At 55.7% G+C, this 25320-nt stretch carries 14 protein-coding genes; 7 read left to right on the top strand and 7 right to left on the bottom strand.

Annotated features, from left to right (window positions below):
* Window positions 1-491: 491 nt before the first annotated feature.
* Entirely contained in the window at window positions 492-3254 is a 2763-nt protein-coding gene (locus tag SV7mr_RS16420; RefSeq protein ID WP_145274491.1) for a serine/threonine protein kinase, read from the bottom strand.
* A gap of 164 nt (window positions 3255-3418) precedes the next feature.
* Here SV7mr_RS16420 and SV7mr_RS25495 point away from each other — a divergent pair, with 164 nt between their 5' ends.
* Together SV7mr_RS25495 and thrS are read left to right on the top strand one after the other, a co-directional pair.
* Window positions 3419-3772 (top strand): hypothetical protein, encoded by a 354-nt coding sequence (locus SV7mr_RS25495; RefSeq protein ID WP_419187484.1) that lies wholly within the window; start codon window positions 3419-3421, stop codon window positions 3770-3772.
* Window positions 3773-4021: 249 nt separating this feature from the next.
* Window positions 4022-6223, top strand: coding sequence for a threonine--tRNA ligase (thrS, locus tag SV7mr_RS16410; protein ID WP_145274488.1), 2202 nt, complete (start codon window positions 4022-4024; stop codon window positions 6221-6223).
* Between the two features lie 164 nt (window positions 6224-6387).
* On the opposite strand, the gene SV7mr_RS16405 is transcribed toward thrS, so the two are convergent.
* A complete protein-coding gene (locus SV7mr_RS16405; protein WP_419187483.1) occupies window positions 6388-6870 on the bottom strand; it encodes a CBS domain-containing protein in 483 nt (160 codons plus the stop codon).
* Window positions 6871-7153: 283 nt separating this feature from the next.
* Between SV7mr_RS16405 and SV7mr_RS16400 the strand changes: the two genes are divergently transcribed.
* A complete protein-coding gene (locus tag SV7mr_RS16400) occupies window positions 7154-7633 on the top strand; it encodes a hypothetical protein (RefSeq protein WP_145274485.1) in 480 nt (159 codons plus the stop codon).
* Between the two features lie 14 nt (window positions 7634-7647).
* Here SV7mr_RS16400 and SV7mr_RS16395 read toward each other — a convergent pair whose 3' ends face one another.
* Entirely contained in the window at window positions 7648-8928 is a 1281-nt protein-coding gene (locus tag SV7mr_RS16395; protein ID WP_145274482.1) for a DUF1501 domain-containing protein, read from the bottom strand.
* Between the two features lie 186 nt (window positions 8929-9114).
* Window positions 9115-12957, bottom strand: a complete 3843-nt coding sequence (locus SV7mr_RS16390) for a DUF1553 domain-containing protein (protein ID WP_145274479.1) — start codon at window positions 12955-12957, stop codon at window positions 9115-9117.
* Between the two features lie 485 nt (window positions 12958-13442).
* On the opposite strand from SV7mr_RS16390, the gene SV7mr_RS16385 reads away from it, so the two are divergent.
* Entirely contained in the window at window positions 13443-14873 is a 1431-nt protein-coding gene (locus SV7mr_RS16385; RefSeq protein ID WP_145274476.1) for a hypothetical protein, read from the top strand.
* A 121-nt stretch (window positions 14874-14994) separates the two neighbouring features.
* Here SV7mr_RS16385 and SV7mr_RS16380 read toward each other — a convergent pair whose 3' ends face one another.
* Window positions 14995-15366, bottom strand: coding sequence for a hypothetical protein (locus tag SV7mr_RS16380; protein WP_145274473.1), 372 nt, complete (start codon window positions 15364-15366; stop codon window positions 14995-14997).
* Window positions 15367-15837: 471 nt separating this feature from the next.
* Here SV7mr_RS16380 and SV7mr_RS16375 point away from each other — a divergent pair, with 471 nt between their 5' ends.
* Both SV7mr_RS16375 and SV7mr_RS16370 read left to right on the top strand, forming a co-directional pair.
* Window positions 15838-16116 carry a hypothetical protein gene (locus SV7mr_RS16375; RefSeq protein ID WP_145274470.1) on the top strand — a complete coding sequence of 93 codons (279 nt, stop codon included), beginning with the start codon at window positions 15838-15840 and terminating at the stop codon, window positions 16114-16116.
* A gap of 34 nt (window positions 16117-16150) precedes the next feature.
* Entirely contained in the window at window positions 16151-17209 is a 1059-nt protein-coding gene (locus tag SV7mr_RS16370; protein ID WP_145274467.1) for a PA0069 family radical SAM protein, read from the top strand.
* A gap of 93 nt (window positions 17210-17302) precedes the next feature.
* Here SV7mr_RS16370 and SV7mr_RS16365 read toward each other — a convergent pair whose 3' ends face one another.
* Both SV7mr_RS16365 and SV7mr_RS16360 read right to left on the bottom strand, forming a co-directional pair.
* A complete protein-coding gene (locus SV7mr_RS16365) occupies window positions 17303-19453 on the bottom strand; it encodes a sialate O-acetylesterase (protein ID WP_419187482.1) in 2151 nt (716 codons plus the stop codon).
* Window positions 19454-22377: 2924 nt separating this feature from the next.
* Window positions 22378-22731, bottom strand: coding sequence for a transposase (locus SV7mr_RS16360; protein WP_419188479.1), 354 nt, complete (start codon window positions 22729-22731; stop codon window positions 22378-22380).
* Between the two features lie 1589 nt (window positions 22732-24320).
* Here SV7mr_RS16360 and SV7mr_RS16350 point away from each other — a divergent pair.
* Entirely contained in the window at window positions 24321-25055 is a 735-nt protein-coding gene (locus SV7mr_RS16350; RefSeq protein ID WP_145274455.1) for a hypothetical protein, read from the top strand.
* Window positions 25056-25320 lie beyond the last annotated feature (265 nt).

The raw sequence follows: 25320 nt of genomic DNA, 5'->3' as shown, positions 1-25320 counted from the left end.
GGCCTGAGCTGACTGAGTTGTGCTCAGGCACATTGGGGCCGCATGAAGAGAGCGGTCACGGTGGCTCGGTCGCGTGCTTGCGTGGCAGGAAGCGAATCCATTTGCAACGGGACTGGCGAGCACAACCGCAAGAGTTTGCATGACCGTCCTATGATAACATCCGGCTCAAGAATTTGCTTGCCCTGGCACCGTCGCAATGGCGACTGGAATGAGATTTGTTGAAATCCGTTTCCTGGCGGTGTTCAACGCTGGCGAGAACGCCGGAACGCCAGCATTGCTGCACCCAATCATTGCCTTCTTTGAGCCTTATTTGAGCCTTCTTTCCAACGGAGCTTTGAAAGATGAGCGCAATCGCCGTTTGGAATTTGCCGATGGACGCTGGCAATCAATGCCGCAAACGGATCGACTCCCGAGGGGACTTTGGCAGACTGTGCGAGTGGTCCCCGGGCTGAGCATCGCATCAACGTTGGACAGCTGGAGCCAGGCGAAGCTTACTTGCCAACGGTGAGTTCGAGGCTAACCTGCGGGGCGGCCTTTTTTTCCTTTGACGGAAAGCTCACGCGATTGGTGCCGGCCTTGAGTTTCAAGATTAGGGTCACAGACTTGATCGTCGAGCCCCCGGCCAGGTCCGTGATCCGCTTGTCTTCGATGCTGATGATTTGTCCCGCTTTGACACCGGCGAGACTTTTTTCCGCCAGCAACTTGACGCCTTGCAAGTTTGATTCAGACAGTGAGTTTTTCCAGTTGAGAACTTGCTCTGGCCACTTGTCACTGACCGAATCATTGATGCCGTAGACCTGCAGGACGGTGTCGTTTCCAGCATCACTGGCCAAGATAGGCAGCTTCAATGTGGCGTCCAGCACGGGCCGGTTCGCTGGCGGCTTCTTGCCTTGCGAGTTAGACCCCGCTTGAGTTCCGTAGTCGGATTGATTGCTGTAGCCAGGCTGATTGCTGTTGGGGACGTTGGCCGTCTTGGTTTGCAGTGAGGTTAAATCGAAACGGACATAGCTGTGTTGGATCTGGCGGTTGTCGCGAGTCTGAACGTGGAGGTTTTGTTTACCACCCAGCGGGGCGTTGCCACCTGACTTGCTGACCGCAGCATCCGCACCGTTACCCTTGCCAGCTTGGAAGACAAGCTTCTGGCCGCCGGTGGTCTTTGGATTCTTCGGTGGCGCTGTTGTGGGGTTGTTGGCCGGTTTGGGCTGTGGTGGGCCGGCGGTCTTGGCAGTGGCTTTGTCAACAGAAAGGATGACTCTGTCGAGGGTTGCACGTTTGCGAGTCTGTGTGGGATTGGTGACCTCGATGATGAGCTGTGGCTTTTTGTTTGCCATCTTCTGATTGATTGCCAAGTCATAACCTGGCCGGCTGGCTTTGCCGCCGGTTGCTGGCGTCTTGATGTCTGCGACCTGGTAACGATCTGGTTTGCCGTCACTGCCGGTCAGTGCTATTAGCACGCGGTATTCTGACGTTCCTTGGCCGTTGCCACCGATGCTGAAACTGACTCGCAACACATCACCGGCTTTGCACTGATAGGCCAGTGGCGAACTGTGCAAGACGATTTGACTGGCCGGACCAGCGAACGCCTGAGTGAGTGTCTGTTGGTCTTGTTGTCGGTTGAACTTAAACCATCCACCGGACTTGCCCGATTTCTTGAGCGTCCAACCGGGGATGTTTGCCGCTGTGGTCTCTTGAGTGCCGTCTTCGAAAGAGCCATTGCCTTTGCGATCATTAATCAGGATCGTCTGTCCGGCGTGACTTGGCGAGTCGAGCTTGTTGCTGTTTGTTGATGACGCCGCCACATGCGTGAACGTAGCCCGTGCTGGTTGCTGCGGTTTAGGCTGTTGCGACTTGGGCTCGCGGTTCTGGTTCGGCTTGTTGGCGTTGCGATTGGGCTTGGTTTGGTTTGGCTTATTTGGTGGCGGTGAGTTGTTCGATTGAGGGTTGGTCTGGGAGCTGTTATTGGGTGTGGTCTCTGCAACCTGTTCCGTGCCGCTGTACAGATAAATGCCGATTCCGATCGCGGCAATGACTGCAATGGCCAGACCAATCAGCCCGCCAATCAATCCCGGGTTTAGTCCGCTGCTGGACGGGTTCTGAGCTCGTTTCCGGGCCGGTTGTGGCCGCATCGCCGGGTTGTACGCGGTCGTGTTGGCGGGGGCTGGATTGGGAAACGCTGCATTGGCCTGCGTCTGACTGGCTAGGGCTGGATTGGGAAGGGCTTGCAGAGTTTGTGATAAATCAGGTCCTGCGGCGATCGGTGCCGGTGTCAGTCCAGCGACCGGTTTCGCGCTCGGTGTGGGCTCTTGTTTCTTGGTCACCGCCTGCTGCAAGCCTTGGGCGAGCTGGTTGATGGCCTGGGCGACTTCGGTCTTCGATTCGCAGTCCTTTTCAACTTGGTCGAGCAGGTCTTGTAGTTGGTCAGCCGATTGCACTCGATCGCGAGCTTCCTTGGACATTAATCGTTCAATTAATGCAGCCAAGGGTTCGGGGATGTTGCTGTTGTGCTGACGAACGGGGACGGGATCGTGAGTCAGGATCGCGATCAGCTGTTCGGCGACGGTGGTCGCCTTAAGCGGCAACTGGCCGGTTGCCAGTTCATAGAGCAGGACTCCGACGGCATACAGATCGCTGCGATCGTCCAGCGGTTCACTGCGAGCCTGTTCGGGGGACAGGTAGCCGGGCGTTCCAACCACTGCGCCTAAGGACGACAATTGATCTTCTGGTGACTGAGCCAGCGCGAGCCCAAAGTCCAGGATCTTGATACGATCCAGTTTGTCGTTGTACCAAATGTTGGCGGGTTTGATGTCGCGGTGAACGATGCCGCGTGCATGGGCGGCGCTCAAGCCACGTGCGATGTCGCGCGCAAACTGGATGATCTTTTTAAAGTCCGGTTGGCCGAACCGCTGGTTGTACTTTTCCAGCGTGCCGCCTTCGAGCAGTTCCATGGCCATGAACGGCGTGCGTTTGACTTCACCCACTTCAAAGATGGTGGCGACGTTGTCATGGTGGACCGCGGCCATCGCTCGTGCTTCGCTGAGAAAGCGTTTGCGGCTGCCAGGTGAACCCGCCACCTTCTTGTTCATCACCTTCAAGGCAACCATGCGTTCGAGACGCTTGTCCTGAGCCAGCAAAACAAATCCCATGCCGCCGCGGCCGATCTCTTTCAAGACTCGGTAGTTGCCCAGTGTTCCGAGTTGCTGGTCGCCACTTTCGCTGGTGTCTAGGAATTCGAAATCCAGTTCCTTGGACGCCATGGGAATTTCAGATGAAACACGAGGATGAGTTTGGGGACTGCCAGGGGCTGGCCGGCACAGTGGCGTCGCCGCTTGATCGTGAAAAAACACAGGGGCGACGCCAGCGGCAGGATGAGTCTTCGTCGTGCCAAGCACAAACAGGTACCGCTTGATACATTATAGGCATGCTTGCCAAGTTTGCGCGGCCAGAATGTTGTCAACGGCATATTTTCCACCCTGGCGGGCCGTCTGTGTGTGGCAAGGTGGGGAAGGCAGGTTGGCAGCGTCTTGGCACTCAGCAGGGCAGCACTCGGCAGGGCAGGCTTTGCCGGTCATCCGGTGCTCTGGTGACCGGTGCTCTGGTGACCGGTGCTCTGGTGACCGGTGCTCTGGTGACCGGTGCTCTGGTGACCGGTGCTCTGGTGACCGGTGCGCGAACCAAGTTTCTGCCCGCGGCCTCTTCGAAGATCGACTACCGAGCGCTGATTCCGCCGGGCAACCAGCGGGCACATCGCCAGCGTCTGGATCGTCAAGCCTGATGACTGTCAGCGTTCGGGGTGACTCTCAGAGATCCGTGTGCAGCCAAAAACTTGATTGGTGGAGAGTGCCCGAAGGGGAAACGTGATCGAAAATGCCGCAAAAACAGCGGTTAATGTCGGTTGAATTCGTGTCCGTGCAGCCTGAACAGGCATTGACTCCAGCTTCCCCCAGCCGTCATTCTTCTAGCTCGGCCGACCTCTTTCGTTTTGAGGGGCCAACTCATTCCGACTCTACGAGTTTCTCAAACCATGAGCCAAGTCAATTCTGGCCTTTCCGACGCGTCGAATTCTCCCGTCGAATCAGTCACCGTACGCCTGCCCGACGGCACCGTTCATCAGCATCCTGGGCAGACCACGCCCTTAGACATTGCCACCGGGATCAGCGAAGGCCTCGCCCGCAGCGTTGTTGCCGCCGACGTCGATGGGAAAGTCATCGATGCGGATCGTCCGCTTTCTGAACTTGCCGACAGTGAATCTCAGGAACTCGGACTGCGTCTGCTGACGTCTCGCGATGACGAAGCCTTGGATGTGCTCCGGCACTCTGCGGCCCACGTCATGGCTCGCGCCGTGATGCGTCTGTACAAAGGCGTCTCCTTGGCGTTTGGACCGACGACCGAAGGCGGATTCTATTATGACTTTGCTTTGGACACTCCGATCAGCGAAGATGATTTTTCGAAGATCGAAGCCGAGATGAAGGCGATCATCAAGCAGAAGGAACCCTTTGAGCGTTTCATTCTTGAGCGTGACGAAGCCCGTCAGCTGTGTGATGATTTGGACCAAGATCTGAAGGTCGAACACATCGACACGGGCTTGAAAGAGCATCCCACGGTCAGCTTTTACCGCCAAGGTGAATTCGTTGACTTGTGCCGTGGACCTCACATTCCTAACGCTGGGAAAATCAAAGCCATCAAGTTGATGAGCATTGCCGGTTCACACTGGAAAGGTGACACCAACAATCGCCCCTTGCAACGTCTGTATGGCACCGCGTTCTTCGACAAGAAACAGCTCAAGGCCTACCTGGAACGGTTGGAAGAAGCCAAACGCCGTGACCACCGCGTGATCGGGAAACAGCATGGATTGTTTTCGATCACCCCGGAAGTCGGTCAAGGGTTGTGTTTGTGGTTGCCCAAAGGGGCGCGGGTGCGCGTTGCCTTGGAAGACTTCCTACGCAAGGAATTGCTGTCTCGCGGTTATGATCCCGTTTACAGCCCGCACATTGGGCGAGTGGAATTGTACGAAACCAGCGGACACTTCCCCTTCTATCGCGACAGTCAGTTTCCACCACTGTTTGGCAGCGAAGTCGGCGCCCTGCTGGATTCGTGGAGCAATCGCTTGGAAGCAGGCACGATTGATTCCGACGGCGAAGACAAATTAATGGCTGCCGTGGAAGTGCTGGGCGTTGACTTGCCGGACTACAAACCGTCGATGAACGCAGAAGAGAAACGACGTGTGCTGCATGAATGGCAACTGGGCAACGAGCGATACTTGCTGAAACCCATGAATTGCCCACATCACTGTCACATTTTCAAGGCGCAGGCACGCTCGTACCGTCAATTGCCGTTACGACTGTTCGAATTCGGTACCGTTTATCGCCACGAACAAACCGGCGAGCTAAACGGGCTGTTGCGTGTCCGTGGGCTGACTCAGGATGATGCACACATCTTCTGTTCCCAGGATCAAGTTGAACAGGAGTTTCGAGCAACGATCGAACTGACTCAGTTCGTGCTGCAGTCGGTGGGCTTGGACGACTACCGCGTGCAGTTGTCACTGCGCGACCCCGATAGCAGCAAGTACGTGGGCAGCGAAGAGCAGTGGGATAACGCCGAAAACGCCTTGCGCGGAGTTCTGGAACAAAGCGGCATGGATTTCAACGAAGAACCTGGCGAAGCTGCGTTCTATGGGCCCAAAGCTGACTTCATGGTCCGCGATTGTATCGGTCGATCCTGGCAGCTGGGCACCGTCCAACTGGACTACAACCTGCCCGAACGTTTCAAACTGGAATACAACGGAGCGGATAACACGGCGCACCGGCCCGTGATGATTCACCGAGCTCCCTTCGGTTCCTTGGAACGATTCACTGGCATGCTGATCGAGCACTTTGCCGGTGCCTTCCCTATGTGGCTCTCGCCAGAACAAGTTCGTGTGTTGCCGCTGAGTGATAAGTCGCTTGACTACGCCGTCAGCGTGGCAAGGCAGCTCGAAGAAGCTGGCTTGAAGGTCACCATCGATAGCAGTGGCGGTAAAGTCCAGGCCAAGATTCGCAACGCGCAACTTGACTTGGTCAACTACATGGCAGTGGTCGGACCGAAAGAAGCTGAAACCGGCCAGCTGGCGCTGCGTGATCGCATCGATGGCGACCTCGGGTCGATGCCTGTTGCTGAAGCAGTGGCGCGGTTGACCAAGGAAGTCAACCAGCGCACCGTGCGTCAGGCCGTCAAGATCGAAGAATAACCGGCCTCCGTCCCATCAGCCCCGTTTTCCATCGGCCCCGTTTTCCATCAGCCCCGTTTTCCATCAGCCCCGTTTTCCATCGGTCGTCTTGGCGTTCGCCACGGCCCCGGTGACTCGGGGCTTGATGCCCGGAGAACCAGGCCCAACGGCCTCGCTCCCCGGCGCTAACGCACGCGACTGGGACGCTCGTTGCGCTGCAGCACAGCACTTAGATACAGGCCGGAATCGCTGTCCACGCGGTCGGTCCGCTTGAAGTAGTCACGGACTTCACGCATCACGTCGCGGCGGGAAATCTGGCCCAGCAAACGACCCTTGCGATCCAAGACCGGTAACCGACGACAGGCCGCGTCCAAGAACGTTTGGGCGATGCTTAGCAGATCGGTTTCCAAGGTGATCGTTGGCGGATCACGGTCAACATAGGGCATCAGTTCACACGCAGGGATCGACTCATAAGCGGCGTTGACCACGAAGCGAATGCAGGACTTCTCAGAGAACGTGCCGATGAAGATCCCCTCTTGATCTACCACCGGGGCTCCTGAGATACCGTTACGAAGCAGCACGTCAAGAGCTTGCAAGACATCCATGTCCGGTGACAAGGTTGTCAGGTTAGCGACCATCATGTCGCTAGCGCGGGTATTTGGCATCATGGCAATCACCTATCGAAAGAATGCGGTTTGCAATGACAGCGTTCATCACTGCGATAGACCTTAAAGGTTTCCAATGGTCAGCCCCAATGTCAAGGAAATTTGGGGCTGGGATTTCCCGCATCAAATGAAGTTCATTCCACAATTCATGCCGGTGTCGGACTTGGTTTAGAACAGAAATTTGCCTTCTGGCTTGGGGTTTTCGAATGAAAACTGCTATCCTGGTGGTTCACGCCAAACAGTTGTGTTGGTGATGTGATTCTTTTCACAAGGGATGGGAAATCTGATGACTGGTCAGTGGGTCGAGATTGAATTCGATTGTTTGCCGCTTCGCAGTGTGAATCGTTTGGACGCGCCAATCGATGCGTCACCGAAGTACGCTGCTTTTGTTCAGCGTGTCAAATCGGCGATGGAAACTCATGGTTCACACAACTCGTATTACCTGCATCGAGGTCTCTGTCGGTTCCACTTGACCAATGCCAGCGACCGAGGTGAGATCTCATTCCGTTTTGAAGGGACAGTGCTGACCGGTCAGGAAGACCGTAAGACGCGAGCGATTGACCTGACCGTTGACCTGCAAAGTGAAACGTGTGGATGGCTATCGCAGCCCATTGTTGAATTCTTTGCCGAATCCGTGCAGCACGCCGTGCTGGTTGAATTCGATCGCTACATCGAAGCGGGCGATTTATCCAAGACCGAGGAACGGATGGAGAAGCTAGCCGAGGAAAACGAATTGTCGCAAGGCTTTGTCGGCATGTATCTCTAGCGGATGGCCGGAGGCTAGCTCAGTAGGGCAGCGATCGGGTTGCCTTGATCGGTGATTGGCACCGGTCGATCGCCATCGTACAAGTTTTTGTGAGGGTCGATTCCGACCGCCGAAACGATGGTGGCAAAGAAATCGGGGACGCTGACTGGATTGTCAACGATCTTTTTGGAAAGCGCGTCCGTTTGCCCCCAGGCACCTTTGTGATTCAATCCACCGCCAGCCAAGACGCAGGAAAAGGCCGATCCTTGGTGCCCGCGGCCGCCGCCACTGTCAAATCCTGGTGGGCGACCAAATTCAGTGGTGATCACGATCAGCGTTTTGTCCAGCAACCGCTTGGACTGCAGATCGATCATCAGTGAGCTAACGGCCCGATCCAGTTCTGCGATCAGTCGATGTTGCTGCTCGATCCCTTCATTGTGAACGTCCCAGCCGGCGCCGTTGAGAAAGTTGAGGTTGTGGGAAACTTCAACAAACCGCACCCCGCGTTCAATCAAGCGACGACTCAATAAGCAACGCTGGCCGAATTCGTCGCCATAGCGATAGCGCAGCTGATCGGGCTCGGATTCCAATTGGAACACGCGATTGAATTCCGGTCCGCTCAGTTTTAGGCTCTGTTGCTGGGCGGCTTCATAGTCCAGAACTTTCGCGGTTGCTTGGGATCGTCCAGCACCCACCGCGTCCAGCAGCGATTCGCGACGAGCTTGCCGTGATTCACTGATCCCGGGAGCTCTTGAGAGTCCAGCCGGTCCGCGTCCCGTTTCGGTCAGATAGAGGTAACTATCCTTCGACCCCAGGAATCCAGGCCCTCGCGTGACGTTGGGATAGCCGATCAGAACATAGGGCGGGACATCTGGGCTGACCGCGCCACGCTGATTGGCGATGATGGAACCGATGCTCGGATAGGTGACCGTCCCGCTGATGTTGCGACCGGTGTGCATTCGGTTGGTGGCGGCGGCATGTTCGTCGATCACATCATGATGGACCGAACGTACGGCGGTAACCTGCTCCATTTGCCTTGCTAACAGGGGCAGGTGCTGACAGACGCTCACGTCCGGAACGGCGGTTTCGATGGCATCGTAATACGAGCCGGGCTTTTTCGCTTTTGGATCACCTTTGGCTTTGGGGTCAAAGGTATCGATTTGCCCCATGCCACCACCCAACCAGATTGAAATCACATGCTCCGCTTGCCCCAACAAGGGCTGATTCGCGGTCTCAGGCTCGGCGGCCAACGCAGGACGCGTCGCACAGGCTGCAGTTGCGGATAGGGCGGCAATCGCGGTGCGTCGATTGATCATGTCACTAGCCGTTCACGAGAAGGGAGGGGAAGGGTGGCGGAGGAGGAATCATGAGGGGCATCTATTCTAACGTGCTCGCGCGGTGGTCGCGAACATCGGCGGTCCGTTTTTGCGGTCAACGCCTGGCGACTTTTCCGGTCGCGTAAGGATGACGGCAAAGGCTGCAGGAGTTTTGTGCCCCGTGGATCAGGGCACCCAAACAAATTCCGGCGAATTGATCAGACTCCAGACGAAGTCTTCGTAAACTTCTCGCCACTCGGTGGTCAGTCTCGGATCAGGAGCCGGGCCGCGGCGGACACGGGCGTCGACTTCAAGCTGAATTTCGTTGGCTTGGGGAACCAAGTGATTGGTCCAAGTCACTTGCGGAAGCGCGCGCTCTGGAACTGGCCAGCGAACCTTTTCACGGGGAACCAAACGATCTGCAAAGTGAGTCGACAAAATGTTCACGAAGCGGCTTTCTTCCTCTGGACTTGGCGGGCGGGAAAGCAGTGTCGTGTAGAGCTGTTGGATTAACTGCTGAGGTGATTCACTGTTGACAGCCAAGTCCGCCAGCGAAGAACCCGCTGCAGCGCGAGTCAGATTCTGGGACAGAACGCCGTTCGCCAGGATTCCTGGTTGCAGCACATTGGGTTCTGACTCGCGGGAGACGACGGGCATCTGCCGAGATCCTTTCCAGCCGAACGCGAGTAACACATCCGCGATCACCTGTGCTCGGGGCAGTGATAAACTGGGCCGGTCCCGTTCGTTGTTCAAACTGGCAAACATCCAGGCTCGCGTGGGTGTGCCCAGAGTCAAGCGGTTCTTCAACGGATGAACGCCATCGTGGACGAAGGTTAGTTCTTCCACATCCATGGATTGACCTGTGACGGCAAACAGCGAATCGACGATCTGTTCTGCCGTCATCCGACGCGCCGCCGGGCCAGCAAAAAAACGCTGCTCGGGCGGAAGTTCGTCGACAGTGTCAAGTGGTTGCTGCTGATACACACGCGAGTTCATGATCACTCGCACTAGATGTCTCAGGTCGTAGTGGTTGGCGACCAATTCATCGGCCAGCCATGCCAGCAATTCAGGGTGGCTGGCGGCGTTGCCTTCCCAATCGTTGATGGGTTCAACGATGCCGATCCCGATGAGCCGCTGCCAGACTTGATTGGCGATCACTTTGGCAAAGCGATCATTCTGTGGCGAGGTGATCAGCGCAGCCAAGCGTTCACGTGAATCCGTGGGGTCGCGTAACTTCATGCCGTTGAGCACCGAGTCGTCTACCAGGGTTTGTTCTTCCAGGGACCACGTGGGTTGGACAGCAACGCCGGGAGCCAGGGTGACTTCAATCAGCGGCTTCCGCTGACCCAGGCTTTGGAAAAACGCGTCAGGAACGCGGCTTGAATCCGGCGGGGTGATCGGCTTGCGCGCTAGCATGGCGGCGAGTGAAAACAGGTCTGCTTGTGTTGTGCGATGAAAGGGCGAATCGTGACAGCGCGCACATTGCAGGTCGACGCCCAAAAAGGATGACGCCAAGATGTGTGCTTTGGCAGCCATCGGCGAATCATTCTCCGCCGCCATCGCGAAGCCAGCACTACCGCCTTGAGCCGCATTACCGCGCATCATGATCAGTTCGCTGACCATCCGATCAAGTCCTTTGTTGTCCTTCAACGCATCATACAGGAACCAGCGAAACGGCCCGGTACTGTTAAGGGACTGGTTCAGCAGCGTTGGATTCTCAGCGAGTAAGTCCAGCCAGACGCTGATCCAGTTGTCAGCAAAGCCGGGACTGGCGAGCAAGCGGTCGATCACTCGATGGCGTTTGTCGGGATCTTGATCAGCGACAAAATCTTGCAGCGCCTCGGCGGTCGGTGGAAGCCCTAAAATATCAATGCAGGCACGACGCAGGAACGCGGCATCATCGATCACCGGCAATGGTTTCTCAGGGAGTGTCACATTAACAAGCGGCTGTCTGGGCCATTTCGCGCCCTGTCGGATCCATGTTTCCAGAATGGCGACCTCTTGTTGGTTTAAGCTTTCTGATTCGGGCGGCATCGCGCCGTCTTTGATTTGAATTAGCAACTCGCTCTGTTCGGGATGTCCTGGAACGATCGCCGGAACCTCTGATTCGCCGCCTTTAAGAGCCGCAGCGCGTTGATCCAATCGCAAGCCACCTTTGGCTTTGGTGCCATGGCAACGATTGCACTTGTTTTCTAGGATCGGAAAGATGGTTTGGTAAAAAGCTGCGCTCGCCGCGTCATCGGTCACCGCCGATTTCGTGGACGACGTGGATGCCGATTGAAAGCGATTGATTTTTTCGGTGATCAAGCGGTCGATCGGATGCAGCGACAGTGGCGTCTGTGATTGATGCTCGGACCACTGTGCAAACGTTGGGGGGGCTGAGTCTGCAGCCAGTTGACGGCGCGAGTCAACCACTTGGCGGGCAAATTGATGACGATCCTGCCAGTAGCTGTCCTGGCTGGAGGCGTACTGGTTCCGTCGTCGATCATCGTCAAACTCAGTCAGTTGCGTTTCAATGGCTTGCAACGCGGGAATCACCTGTGCGTTGCTAAGCGGCAGCACTGGTTGGTTAGCAGGACGCAGGACATCAAACCAGGGCTGATTCATCGAAGCGATCGCGACACAGACTTCGCCGGTTTCGGTGCGCTGTTGTTTGCCGCCGACCATCAGTTCTAACACAACGCGTGCGGTCGACGTTCCACTGGTGTCGGTGTCGGCAGCTTCGATCGTAAAGGTGCCCACAGCGTCCTGCTGAGCAAAGGGCGTGACGCGAGCGTCTGGAACGCTGGGTTTAGGGATGGGCACGATGGGTTCCAAATTGATACGCCGGCGTTTGTTGACCGTCGTGTCGGTGACCTGTTGGCCGTTGACCCATAATCGCCCCAACTGTCGGGCTCGCAGCAGAATGCGATACTCTCCGGCCGGGAGCTCAACATCCGCGGCGGCACGCAGCATCACTGGGGCTTGCCAAGCATTGCGGATGCCCCAGCTGTCATAGGCTTGAGGCAGTCGTGGCAGCAGCAACTCGGTGCTCGACCAGGTTGCCGTGGGGGCTGGCACACTTTGTTCGTTGAACGGCCACTGCTCGTGCGAATCAAGGCCTTGGTGGATCGAAAATTGGACCCGTTGAGGATCTGGGAGCTGGATCTCCGGCATTCGCGGTGGCTCTGGTTTGACAATGATGGAACCGCCTTCGCGATCGAATCTGGCAAGTGCTTGTTCGGTGGTAAACCGCGCACGGTGCAGACGGATTTCGTCGACCGTGCCAAGGAAGCTATTGCCAGTGTTGCCGTTCTGGCTGGACCCGATGTAAATGGAGTCGTTATCGACAATCGGAGCACGGTCGGTGGCCCCGGCCATGTCCCATGTGCCGGTCGTCTCGATGCCGTCGATCCAGCCAGTGATGGATTTCGCGGACCCAAACGAGTACGTCACCGCGAGGTGATGCCAGCCGCTGGCCGGCGGAAAGCCCAGATCAGAAACCCAGCGATGCCAGCTGGAATTGCCTGCTGCATCGCGCGAGGCGAAGAGAAAGCTGAGGCGGATGGTGCCCGCTGTTTTGACGATACGAAGAGCCCAGTTCTGATTGTTGGCCTGGAAGGCCGCCTTGCCGCTACGCCCTTTGCCAATGATGTATTGCTGCTGACCGTTGCCAGTGTTACTGGGACGCACCCAGGCCTCGATCGTGATGTTGTCTCCAGTGGAAAAGTCGTAGCGACTGTCTGGGCCGGGATCCTTGACTTCCAGATAGCCTTGGGCAGAAAACGAAACGGCCCGGTTGGTGGACGAATGCCGCGTGTGCAGTGGGCCTCGGGGGCCGTCGGCATCGAGGTTGACCGAACCGATGACGCGGTAGTTTTGGGGATCGGTTGTCTCAAAATCCCAATGTAGCGTCGGATCGGCCGGTAATGGCGCTGTGGCGTTTGAGGCGGGCGCTTGTTGACCGAAGAGTTCACTGGAACTGAACAGCAAGCCCAGCAGGAGCAGAACCGTTCGCAGTCCGCTCGTTCGAAGCAAGATCAAAGGCATGAGGACGATGTCGATGGGAAGGCCGAGGGAGGAGCACGCCGCGTGCAGGTCCGGTTCAGCGCCGCTGAGAGGCACAGAGCGGCCGGCGGTGTTGCTGTGGCTGGTGGGAAGGGTGGGGACAGAATAGCTAGTTTAGTCCATTCTTCAGCCCTGGTGTGACGAATCGTCTGGGGCATGTGACCGGCGGCGACCACCGCCGTGGCATCTGACTGCTTGCCGAACGCTCTCTGGAGTGGGGGCTCGTTGGGGTTCCAGGGGTTCTGGGTGTGCAATGGATGCACAGCTTGCAAAAATCGTAGCGTGAACCCGGTCCCAATGGTGAATGTTTCACGATGGCTCGTTAAACTGTGTTTTTGACGAAGTGTTGTTTCGAGGCACCTTTCCCTACGTTGGATGGGCAACCTCAACTGTAACGGCCGATTTGGTTTTCCTGGCTAAATGGGTCTCGCTTTTCTTATCAGGTCTTTTCTGGACGCAAGCTGACAATGGCTGAGAGTGCGCAATTGAACCAGTTGTACCAAGAGTGGTTGCAGATCCCGGAGGAACGCTTGCCTCCAAACCACTACGCTTTGCTGGGCTTGGATGACTACGTCGATGACGTGGAATCAATTGAGCAGGCGGCAAAGGAACGCAATGCCTACCTGCATCAGTTAGCTGCCGGTCCGCAGCGAAAGATTGTCCAAGAGATGCTTGGCAAGATTGCCATCGCGCGGCGAACGCTGATCAATGCTGACGCGAAAGCAGACTACGATCAAAGCCTGCTCAATCCAGCAGCTGAGGTCGCGATCTTGGAGAGCGTCGATTACATCGAAACAGAACCGCCACCGATTGCTCAAGACGAGTTTCAGGACGACGCACAAGACGATGCTCCCGAACGCCCTTCGGCAGCTGAACGCATGGCTGCGGGGCGCCGCCGCCGAGCACGCAATCAGTGGATCTACCATGCCATTAGCGCATCCGTTCTTCTGGCCATTGTCGGAGTGATTTACTTGGTGAACCAGGGTGGTGGTCGGCGCTTGGTCCACCAGCAAAAAGAATCCACGTCGTCGGACAGTCCAACCAGCAACGATTCCAACGCGCCCAAACGTGTTGCCGCCCGTGCATTAACCTCGTCCGACCCGCGTCCCGCAAAGGCTCGTAGCACGCGGCCCGTTAAGCCACGCAAAACGAATAGCGGCCTTGGCATGGGTTTAAGTGGTGACATGTCCCAAGTCTTTGCTGAGATCAATTCGGCAAACGGAGAGGGTGAACCGGAAGCAGCGAAGCCAGCAGAGAGCGTCAAGCCAGTCTCTCCCGATCGCATCGATCAAGTCAAAACAAATATGAACCCCGGTACGATCTTGGGCATGGCTAAGTCGGTCGAGTCGCTGCCCAAGGCTCTCAATGGAGAATTTAGCAGTAACCACGGCAAGGATTGGTTTAAAGTTGTCGAAGGAAAGGTCACTGTCCCCCATCGGGCCGAGAAACGCTACATTCGCCTGACTGCCAAAGGCAAACCGTTTGCACTTGGAAAGATCGTTGCTGTGACCAGCAACTTGGTGCCGGGAGCGGGCGGGGATGCACAAGTCGGCGTGATGGCCGGTGGCGTTCGAGTCGGATTGAGGGCTCGAGGTGAACAGTTAGAAGTGTTTGCCAAACCGGCCAAGCAAGAAGTGAAGCCCGTTGTGCTCAAGTCCATCGATAAGAAAGCCATCGGAGACAAAGCGGACAAAGCCACGATCGCGCTGGTCCGTGACTTGAAAGACGCCAACCGATTTCACTGGATCGTTCGCATCGGTAACTCGATGGAAAATGGTGCGATTGCCGTCGGCGGTGTGCCTGGCCAAGCCGACACCAGCGTCTTTGTGACCGCACCGAGCAAGAAGCTTGACGCCGCTTTCGAAGTCAAAGCCATCGGGCTCGGCAAGTTGAAATAGGTCGCAGCCAAAGAGAGAGGCTCCGTTGCGGATCAGTGACGGGCTGCATCGCTCACCCACACCCTGGTTTGTCAGGGCGTGGTCTGTCAGGGCGTGTTGGTTCGCTTTTACACAGAGCTGGTTACGGCAACGGCATGCTTTTCATGAAGTCCATGCCACTTTTTGCCTCGTTGAATGTCTTGCTGATCATCACTTTTTGAAGTCGCATCATTGCGCTCATTAAATCTTTCTGGTGACGCTGCATCAGTTCGGCCTTTTCACTGTCGGACAGGTTCAACGCGTCAAGCTTGGCAGTGACGGCTTCGCCACGCTTGCTTAGCTTTTCCATCGACGCCTTCGCGTCATCAAGGGAATCGGCGGCTTCAACCGTGTCTGCCGTTTCATTGATGATGGAGATTTGCTCTTTGATCAGTGCATCGGGCGATTGCGGACCGCAACCGGTCAAGCAAAGGCAGGCAAGCAGAAGGCAAGAGGTAAGAAGGTACTTCATCATGATCCTGTTTCGTAGAAGGTTAACTGGCGACGTGACATTGAAGCGTTTTCACGACGAGATCATCAGAGCTTTGATTTCCATTCGGAGTTTTTCACTCCCGATTGGCGTTTTCAAACGCACACCGAATCTTTGTTGAATGAGTCGCCAGCAAGCAATGGCCTGGCGACGTATCACCCCGCGATTGAATCCAGCGTTTGATGATCTGCTCTGAAAGCTGGACCTGAGAGAGCGGTTGCCCAAAAGGAGGAATCAAGCGATTTGTCGGCCGATGGGTGTCGTGAGTTCGAGATGGAGAGAGCCTTGGAAAATCGGCTCGCCTTCAGCGACGTCCCGCGACTGTTGTAACAGGCAAGTGGGGGGCGTGCAACATCTTGGTGGGATTGGTCCGTCAACTCTGGGCCGTTTCAATCGTTTTAAAAGCTGGTGAGAAACCGATGAAGTTGCTGGAGTTGCCCAAAGGAGATTCGATGGTTGGCTGTGCTGGATGCCCCAGTCAGTCTGATCATGTTTGTTCCAGGTAAGGCGATTCCGCTTGAAATCGACTCTTTTTCGTCGCACGGCGGAGCGGCGATCATTCGACGGCAAGGAACTTCAGGATTTATCCGTTTGTCGTTATCGATCCATTCTTCTAGGAAACGTTCAGCAATCGCCAGTTTTTCCGTTGGAACGCGACGTCAAATCGATCAGCGAACACCGCTTTGGATCAGCCAGCCAATGGAGCAAACCGGCCTCGGCGGTATAATCAACTGACTCGATTTTCTGATTGGAGTTTCTGGAAGGTGTCATGCGTCACGGTTCAAATCTTGATCCCCCTAATCGCTTCGAAAAGCTGCATTGCGAAGCCGATCTGGAACACTTGGAGTGGGATCAAGAGCATCTGCGCACGCTTGAGAATCGTCGCGTCGAATACCTCTTTGATGCGTCAAAAAGCATCGTGTCAGAGAACAAGTCGCCTGACATTCCGTTTCGCTATAGCATTAATCCGTATCGCGGATGTGTGCACTCTTGTGCGTATTGCTATGCTCGGCCCGGGCACGAGTACTTGGGGTTTAATGCGGGGCTGGACTTTGAGACCAAGATCGTTGTCAAACGGCAGGCTGCTGAACTGTTTGCTGAGTTCCTGGGCAGGACATCGTGGCAGCCTGAACCGATCACGTTCTCGGGAGTCACCGACTGCTACCAGCCGGCCGAACGGGAGTTTCGTCTGACGCGGCAATGTTTGGAAGTGGCGCTTGAATGTCGCCAGCCGATCAGCATCATCACCAAGAATGCGTTGGTGTTGCGGGACTTGGATCTGCTCAAGAAACTGGCGGCCGATCGTTTGGTGCACGTCTATTTGTCGATCACGACGCTGGATGCTCAGTTGGCTCGCGAGATGGAACCGCGAACCAGCATCCCCAGTGCCCGACTCCGGGCGGTTGAGTCACTGGCGGATGCCAATGTCCCCGTTGGAGTCATGATGGCGCCGGTGATCCCCGGACTGAATGATTCAGAAATCCCCACGATTCTAGAAGCTGCCAAGCAAGCCGGTGCGATCACGGCAAACTATGTGTTGCTTCGATTGCCATTGACGGTCGAGCCTGTTTTCGTCGAGTGGCTGCAGAGGACGCGGCCGAATCATTCGGAGAAAGTCTTGGGCCGAGTTCAGGAAACGCGCGGCGGACAGCTGAACAGCGCTGCTTGGGGAGAGCGAATGCGGGGAACGGGAATCATGGCGGATCAGATTCGCAGTCTGTTCCAAGTCTTTCGCCAAAAGCATGGTTTGGATGCCAAAATGCCGGCTTACAACTGCGACCTCTTTGAACCACCGCGACCCAAGTCCGGCCAGCTCAGGCTATTCTAGCGGTACGGCTGGGCGGTTCGGCGCGAATCGCTCGTCACATGAAAGCCGTCAGCATCGATGTGCCTGGGCGCTGGCAGCTCTCGTATTGAGTGTTCAGTTCGCTTTGCCGCCCACAACGGATTGGTAACTGGTGCCGACTCTGATTTCATCGTACTGGCCTTCGCCCTTCAGGACCAAACGGTTCAGTTTGGACTGATCAATGTTGAATGGCGCCGCAGGCCGGCCGTGCTTTTCAGGGATCTGCAAATCATGTCCTGGAGTATAGGGGACAAAGGTGTCGTCTGATCCGTCTTTGCCCCAAACGATTTTGCCAACCACCAGAGTCGGAGTCTCGAGCCGACTGGACGTGATGCGGACGCCTTTGGGTTTCCCATCGACAACCACCACGGTGCGGAATTCTCGATTGTCAGCCATCAGCCCCACTGCTTGGCGAAGATCGTCGGTACTTAGCAGGACTGTGCCGCCGCCTTGACGATGTTCGATGTCCTTGGTCAGTCGAAAGACAAAGCTGATCCAGAGTGTGGCACCGTCTGCGAGTAGCCCCGCCTCGCGAAGGCTGTCATCAAGCTCGATGGCACAGCCGGGACTCCAGCGATGGCTGCTGCCGCGATTCCCAGTGACCGGAAGTGCTCCAAAGCTCAACCCGCCCCCGATCGCCGCAGGAGCACGTTCAAGTTTCTGGTCGCTGAGGTAGTCATATTCGCCCTTGGTTCCCGCTGCCCCGCCCAAACCCAGCAGACTTCGCGGCTGATCTGCATCGGCTGGGTAATCAAAGGGCTCGTAGAGCAGTGCGCCACCGGGATCTGCAGGTCCCAATTGAACGCTGAGACTTGCCGGCGTCGACGAACCGGTGGTCGGAGTCACGATGTACTGCACGTTTCCTTGTTCGGGTGCTTGTTTGTCTAAATAGGAACGCAGGTCGCCGGCCAGTTGGTTGGCAATGACTTGACCATCGCGGCGGATCTGAAAGCCATCGTACTTGCCACATGCGTCCCAGTTTAGCTGAACGCCAGTCGAGCTGCGGTAAGCCTGGAGTTTGCCAACCGACGTGTCACTTGTCACGCTTAGTGTTTGCAGTCCATCAGATGGCATGTCGAACAAGAGCTGATAAGTGTTCTTGCCGGGTGTTGCCCTGGCATCGGTCACCGTGGTCAGGCTGGCGGGCAGATTTGCGGCCAGGGGCTGACCGTTCCTGAGCAGTTTAATCGTCGCTGGCGACTGACGGCCGACTTGCCAAGTCAAACGAACGCCTTGAGCTGTCCCGACGGCTCTCAAGCGGGATGGCAATTTGGGTTTGCTTAAGGTCTGCATTTCGGTGGCCATCGCGCGGCCGATGTTCAGATAGCTGTGGGCATGGTTGTTCCAGTGGTAGCCCACTTTGTCTGGGGAGCTCTCTGTGTAGAACTTGAACCCCAGTGCTTCGGTGCCATAAGGTTTGTCGGTATTGACCACACCCACGTTGCCAGCAAACTGTGGATACTTCGCTGGATCACCCATCGCCAGCTGGCCTCGCTTGATCGGTGAGTCGTTTTCGATCATGCCGCTGGTAGCAATGACCACGGGCAAGTCGGGAATGCCTAAGCCATGTTCGGCGCTGCGGATGTCGTGAATGAAGGCCGCGAGGTTTTGTTCATAGCGTGCGTCCAAGCCGCCATACTGGTCGTTCCAGCCTTGGTGATAACACAGACCGGCAATTTCGATTCCCTGTCCCTGATAATCTGGGAAGTAGGTTTCAATGTTCCTTGTGACGTCATCGACAATGCGGAGGATCTGGTGGTAATAGAAACCAGGGTCGGCGGGTTGGTTGGGTGGGGGATACTGACCGACGCTGGGAGGCAGGAAGTTGTGTCCCAGGCTTTTGCCGCCCCAGCAGGCTTTGATCAGCAGGGCTTTGCCTTCGTAAGATTCTCCGATGACGTGTCCAAACCCCAGTTCCGGTCCAATGACTCCGCCGTGAGAACCATAGCCCGGTTTGAGTTTGCCAAAACGCAGATTGCCAGGGCCCGAGTCGTAGTGAATCCAGACGTCTTGCCGTGACCGCCAGTTCCCCTTGGGGTCGACAAGAAACTGGTATTCCTGATTCGGGTCATGTTGAACCAGGTAACGCAGGCTGTTGGATTGATCCCCTTCGACCGCACCTTTTCCCTGCATATTGGACTGTCCAACCAACACGTAAATCTTCGCGGGCGGTTGGTATGTGAGGTCCGCAAACGCCAGGGAAACCGTGACACAGGTAATCAGCATCGTCGTAACAAGTCGTTTTATCATCATGCAGTCGAGGAGCAAGGAGTTGGAGGTTTTCTGCCTGGAGAATGCAGCGAGCAGGTTCTGGTCCATCAGATGATTCAGGTCCATGTAGGTTTGGTTCTTAAGGAGCTGCTCGAGTTTGGCGTCACCGACGTGTTTTCATGTGCTTGCGATCTGGTCGTCAATTGTCTCAGCTTGTTTATCAGCGACTCCATCGCTGATGAGCAACGTCATGTGAAGCACAAGGCAGGCACAGGCTCTCATGATTGGAGATTGGTCAAAGTGATCAGTGTACCGGATCCGGTCACAGAGGTTGGTTCTGCGGCGAGGTCATCGAGATAAAACCCCCCGATGATTGTTTTGTCCCATGCCACGTTTGGATCGAAACGCACCCACGTAGGGTGCCGTGCTTGCACCACTGCTTTGAACATGTTGTGACTCGGATTGACCTTGCTTTTTCCTTGGTTTTTTGGCCCTGTTAGGATTTCCTCGTACCGGGATCGGGTCATGGACGACTTTGCCAATAAGGTTCAAGCAGCGGCTTCGCTTGCAGATGCTCTCTTTGTTTGCTGGCGGTACATCGCAGATGAGAAGTGTCTCAACCAGGTCTTTGAAAGATCGCGGGGGCGTTGCTATTCGCGTGAGGTCTCGTTTCCGCTCATCGTGCAACTCGTCCATGATGCTCTTGGCGTGTTCCCCAAAAGCTGATCCAACGGTTAGCAAGGTTGACCGGCCTTGATCGTCAGGATCAAGGACTGGTTGCACAGCCAGAAGATTCGCTTGCCTCTCAATGATCACATGAGAGACAACTGCTCTGCGCGTCTTACGACATCTTGCCAAATGAGCCAGCACCGCTGACAACGTATGGCAGAGAAACGCACTTCGGTAACCTGCCAAAGCCAAGGCGATGGCTTTCACAATCGCATCCAGATTTCCGAACGCCGAAGGTGTTCTACCCCATAGCCCAGGGTCGCGCAGCGCACCCTGGGGACAGGCCCCCCACACATCGTCTCCGAACGCCGTAGGTGTTCTACAACGGGTTCGGGAGAGTGCGTTGGAACGCCAAGGCTTCTCGCCCAAACCCTTGCACTAGAAAAGTGACACCAGCGCCGCTGGCCATGCAAACGCTCATAATCTGCCGGGGACAGTCCACCGAAACTTGCAATCGTCGCAAAACCGGGTATGAACCACGAAGGACACGAAGAGCACGAAGGAGGTAGTCACAATAAACGTTGGAATTGCTCGACGAGAATCGATAGGATGCTGTGCTTGCGCGCACCAATTCACTCCGCACAAGCGGCAATCACACCAGCGGCCACCCCCATGATTGACAACAACGGGGCCACGACCGATGAGCGAAAAATTGAGCCGTTCAAACTCGATCCGGCTAGCGGCATGCCATTACCAAATCTAAAGCCCTCAAAGCCAAGCCATTTCAATCAACCGGGCCAATCAAACGCACTCTTACAGCGTCAACGCATTGCCAAGCCGTCAAACGCACGGCCCTTCTAGCCCAGTCGCCCAACCCAAAAACGCCTTGGACACCCAAGTAAAACCAGGCAACCCATCAAGGCTCAAACTCCGTCCCCACATCAAAACTCGGTTGGTGGGTTATTAAGTCAAGTCAATCGTCCGCCGACGGATTTAAGAGGCCTGACCCCTTAGATTTCTGTACCCCTTAGATTTCTGGTGCGCGGTCAAACACGTGGTCGGCACGTTCGCCAACGAACGGGCAAAGTTATTCAATCTGCGCGGATACTACTCTTTCTAATCGCCATTGCTGAAGCAAAAAGCAACGCTGCCGATACCAAAGCGATCGCTGACCAGCGACTATTTCCTTGAACGAGCATCGTCAGACCAGCCAGTAACGCTGCAATCGAAGTAACGAAAACTACAGCCGATTTCACATTCAACATTTTGTCCTCTCAACTCGTATTTATCTACTGCACCGTCGCGAGCACACTCGTATGCCTGAACCACGGCAGCCCGTTGGCCCACAGCACCGCGACACGCAAGTTCGGAAATCTTCAACCTCCTCGCTGTCCTCGAGAGCTTGGTTAAGACAGTCAGCGGCCGCTGTGCACCCCGCAGCTGCTCCACCACTTACCGCCCCAATACAAGCCCCGATCGTAATCGGCGTCCACGAAGCTGGAGAACATGCAGCCGGAACAGAGCACAATCCACCAAAGCACCAAAACATATTTGCAAGGCACGACGCTGGAAGATCGATTCGTCCCGCTCGAAACTTCCCAGACGGATCCAGCCCATCCAACGGCGATCCATCGACAAATTGATAAAGCCCGAAACGGCTTCCCGCATACCCAATCGGATCTCTGGAGCAAGTGTGGGGTTGGTTGTTGCTGGGATGGTTTGCTTTGCTGGTTTTGCGGTGTTTGCTTGGTGAGGTGTTGTGGTGGCGGGTTGGGGGGCAGGTGCGATTCGCTCGGCGCGCGCGTGGGCATCTTGATGGCGATGCGGGGCGATGGCGCTCGTGAGTGATGTTGATTGACATGCCCTGATTGTATCAGATTGCCGATGCCAGAGCGCACCTGTGCTGTCACTGTTGGCGTGCTCCCGAAAAGCTGATCCAACGGTTAGCAAGGTTGACCGGCCGAGATCGTCTGGATCAAGGACTGGTTACACACCCAGATGATCCGCTTGCCTCTCAATGATCACATTAGCAAACAACTGCTCTGCGCGTCTTACGACGACTTGCCAAATGAGCCAACGCCGCTGACAACGTATGGCAGAGAAACCTCCGGTGCAAGCCTGTGCAGCAGAGAACACTTGCTCTCCGGTCGGTGTGCCCCAAACCGCATGTAGAACACCTACGGCGTTCGGCAGGCCAGGCTGACGTTTCTTCGAAGCACATGATTAGAGAAGCACGCCCAAGTAACCTGCCAAAGCCAAGGCGATGGCTTTCACAATCGCATCCAGAGTTCCGAACGCCGAAGGTGTTCTACCCCATAGCCCAGGGTCGCGCAGCGCACCCTGGGGACAGGCCCCACACACATGCGTTTCGGTTCCCAGTCCTTCTCATCACGCAGCATTGCCCAGGCGATCACGGCGATCTTCCGTGCCAGCGCGATCCCCGCTTTCTTCTTGCGTGTTTTCTGCTGGCCACAGATTCTCTCGTAAACGCCCTTGGCCCAGGGGGTGTACCGGAGCGACGTCCAGGCGCACTCGACAAGGATCGTTCGCGCCAACGGATTACCACGTTTGGTGATCCGTCCGTTGCGGTCGGTTTCGCCGGACTGATACTGACGCGGGACCAGTTTCAGGGGACAGTCCCGGTCAGGCGAGATTGCTTGATAGCAAATGGGATTGATTCGTCATTTATAAGCGGAAGCGTATTGGCGATTCTAGAGATTGGCTCTTCGGGTTGTAGGAATTTCAAGGTCGAGAGTCGGTAGACGCTTGACTGCTGTTCGCTTGGTTCTTAGAACCATCTCGATGTTTCAGGGTGTGAAGATCCGCCCTTTGATTAAACGCATGGTACTGGCAGGTACGCGTGGCTTGGTCCTGCTGCTTTTCCTTAGGAACCTTGCGTTTATGTGTCGTGACCCTCGTTCAGAGGTGCTCGATCCTCATCAGGTCGAAGCGGTGCACCTCTATAATCGGACCATTGATGGCCTTTATCTCTTAGGCAAAAATCCAGACACCGGCGAGGACTTTTCCTATCGCCAGGGTTGGCTGGTGGACAAAATGAACCAGCTGTTTGCACACCTGTGCATTGAGCTGCTCAGTTATGGCGTGCTGTCGAATCACTATCACCTCAACGTTCGCACTCGGCCNGACATTGCTGCGTCTTTGACCGATCGCCAGGTGGCCGAGCGTTGGCTGAGTGCGTTGTCAGGTCAGCCGGACAAGGACGGGAATTTCAAGCAGCCCTCTGAGCAGGCTATCGAGATGTTGATGGCCAACAAGGAGAAGCTGGAGAAGTGTCGAACGCAGTTGAGTGATTGCTCGCACTTGATGAAGCAACTCAATCAGTACCTTGCTCAGCGGGCGAACTACGAAGACGGTCGCCGCGGGAGTTTTTGGGGTGGGCGTTATGGATCGACTCGGCTGGTCGATGATGAGGCTTTATTGGCATGCACGGTCTACATTGACTTGAATCGGATTCGGGCGGGTCTTGATAAGCCATTTGACCAGCACAATAGTGGGGCGTTGGGGCACCGGATCACAGAGGTCTTGCGAGCGCAGTACGAAGCGGATCAGGCTCAGGCGGAGGCATTGGCTCGTCGACACCGGTTTGATTTGCGCGAGAAAGGTGCGGATCGTTGCCGGGTGTTATCGAAGTTGGAGATAGACGAGGCGCGTGATGCGGTGGGTTCGGCGCCGAGTCGATCGGGAAAGCGTTGTAGCGACAAGGGGTTCTTGCCGATCAGCTTTGAGCGTTACATGGAGTTATTGAAATGGACGCTGGGGATGCAAGAGGACGGCGAGATTGAGCTTCCTGCGGCGCTCAGGTTTTCCAAGTTGCCGGCGAAGGCATGGCTATCGATGGCGAATCGATTCGGCGAGTTGTTTGGGAGCATTGCTGGATCGTTGGATTCGATGAAAGAGGAGCGCAAGCATGTGAGCGGTGATGGATATTTCATCCGCAAGCAGGCTCGTGTGGTGCTGCAGATTTGAATCTGCAGTTAGCCAGAAATCCACACCTATTATTTGCCATCTTTTTCAAGCGATCTGAGAGCTTGTAGGCTGGGGTTGTGCGCTGAGCGTCGCCAAAACCGTTCGAATTTGAACGGTTTTTCTCCTTTCGCCCCATGAAACTCATCCGTCGGCAGGCGGTCTCTTGCCAGCCCCACCCAACTTGCCCAGGCCGCTAGCAGCGTCCTCCCCCAATAGGGACGCACCCTTGCTAGACGGGGACGCACCCTTGCTAGACGCTGATGAGTGTGGGTGGCTGGGAGCTGACTCCAACAAGAATCAATGCTACGTCAGACGAATCACGCTCGAGCTTGATGATGGTGCGGAGTTATCGATCGTAACGGAGCTTTTTGGCGTTCGCAAATATCCAGCTGCCGATCTTTTGTATCTCTATGGAGAGCGTTGGGAGATTGAGCGTGTCTTCCAAAAGGTCACCGAGGTGTTTAGTCTCAAGAACTTGATCGGAAGTACACCTCAGGCAGGTTTGTTTCAGTTTGCAATTTGCCTTTTGCTTTACAATCAACTGCAACTTCTACGCAGCTACATTGCTGGGCATCAAGACCGAGAAACGGAGATGGTTTCGATTGAGAAACTGTTCAAAGATGTCCAGCGCGAACTAGTCACCTGGCAAGTTCTGTTGTCAACGTTTGATATCGAGACACTCGTTCCGATACGAAACGCAGGGGCTTCTCAGCAGCATCTGCATGAGTTGCTACGAATACGGTGGAACGACTTCTGGATCAAATCGACGAATTCCAAGAAACGTAAGCCGCAGAAGCGGAAAACCAAAAAGCGTCCAAAATCCGTGCACAAGATTCTGAACGCGAAAACAGACTATCCAAAGATGTTCAAAGCAGTGGTGCAAACACGGCACCCTGCGTCTGCACCCTACGTCGCTGGTTTCATTGGCTTTGAGACGGTTCTCGATGTGGGATTTTCCTGAAGTCGACTCTGAACTGCAAGTCATCTGAGCTTGCTAGTGGTCTACTGACCCACGGCGGATCGTGGAGCGAATAATAGTGTGCGAACGCTTGTTTCTTTGGGGAGAGGATAGGATTCCCAAGGCGTCTCGATCTGTGCGCGAACCAACTCGAAATCTGCATTTCATCATGTGTTGTTGAGCCGGCTCCCGATTAGCTGCCGCGAAGAATCGCTGACCCATTGAGCAACAGCTTTACGCTTCAAGTGTAAATGTCGCAGGACTCATA

Source organism: Stieleria bergensis (assembly GCA_007745635.1).
Lineage (GTDB): Bacteria > Planctomycetota > Planctomycetia > Pirellulales > Pirellulaceae > Stieleria > Stieleria bergensis.
This window is presented reverse-complemented; position numbering and strand designations above follow the sequence as displayed.

What these genes read in the sequence shown, in the direction of transcription:
- SV7mr_RS16420 (WP_145274491.1), bottom strand. Translation starts at nt 3,254, where the DNA reads ATGGCGTCCAAGGAACTGGATTTCGAATTCCTAGACACCAGCGAAAGT.
- SV7mr_RS25495 (WP_419187484.1), top strand. Translation starts at nt 3,419, where the DNA reads ATGCTTGCCAAGTTTGCGCGGCCAGAATGTTGTCAACGGCATATTTTC.
- thrS (WP_145274488.1), top strand. Translation starts at nt 4,022, where the DNA reads ATGAGCCAAGTCAATTCTGGCCTTTCCGACGCGTCGAATTCTCCCGTC.
- SV7mr_RS16405 (WP_419187483.1), bottom strand. Translation starts at nt 6,870, where the DNA reads ATGATGCCAAATACCCGCGCTAGCGACATGATGGTCGCTAACCTGACA.
- SV7mr_RS16400 (WP_145274485.1), top strand. Translation starts at nt 7,154, where the DNA reads ATGACTGGTCAGTGGGTCGAGATTGAATTCGATTGTTTGCCGCTTCGC.
- SV7mr_RS16395 (WP_145274482.1), bottom strand. Translation starts at nt 8,928, where the DNA reads ATGATCAATCGACGCACCGCGATTGCCGCCCTATCCGCAACTGCAGCC.
- SV7mr_RS16390 (WP_145274479.1), bottom strand. Translation starts at nt 12,957, where the DNA reads ATGCCTTTGATCTTGCTTCGAACGAGCGGACTGCGAACGGTTCTGCTC.
- SV7mr_RS16385 (WP_145274476.1), top strand. Translation starts at nt 13,443, where the DNA reads ATGGCTGAGAGTGCGCAATTGAACCAGTTGTACCAAGAGTGGTTGCAG.
- SV7mr_RS16380 (WP_145274473.1), bottom strand. Translation starts at nt 15,366, where the DNA reads ATGATGAAGTACCTTCTTACCTCTTGCCTTCTGCTTGCCTGCCTTTGC.
- SV7mr_RS16370 (WP_145274467.1), top strand. Translation starts at nt 16,151, where the DNA reads ATGCGTCACGGTTCAAATCTTGATCCCCCTAATCGCTTCGAAAAGCTG.
- SV7mr_RS16365 (WP_419187482.1), bottom strand. Translation starts at nt 19,453, where the DNA reads ATGCTGATTACCTGTGTCACGGTTTCCCTGGCGTTTGCGGACCTCACA.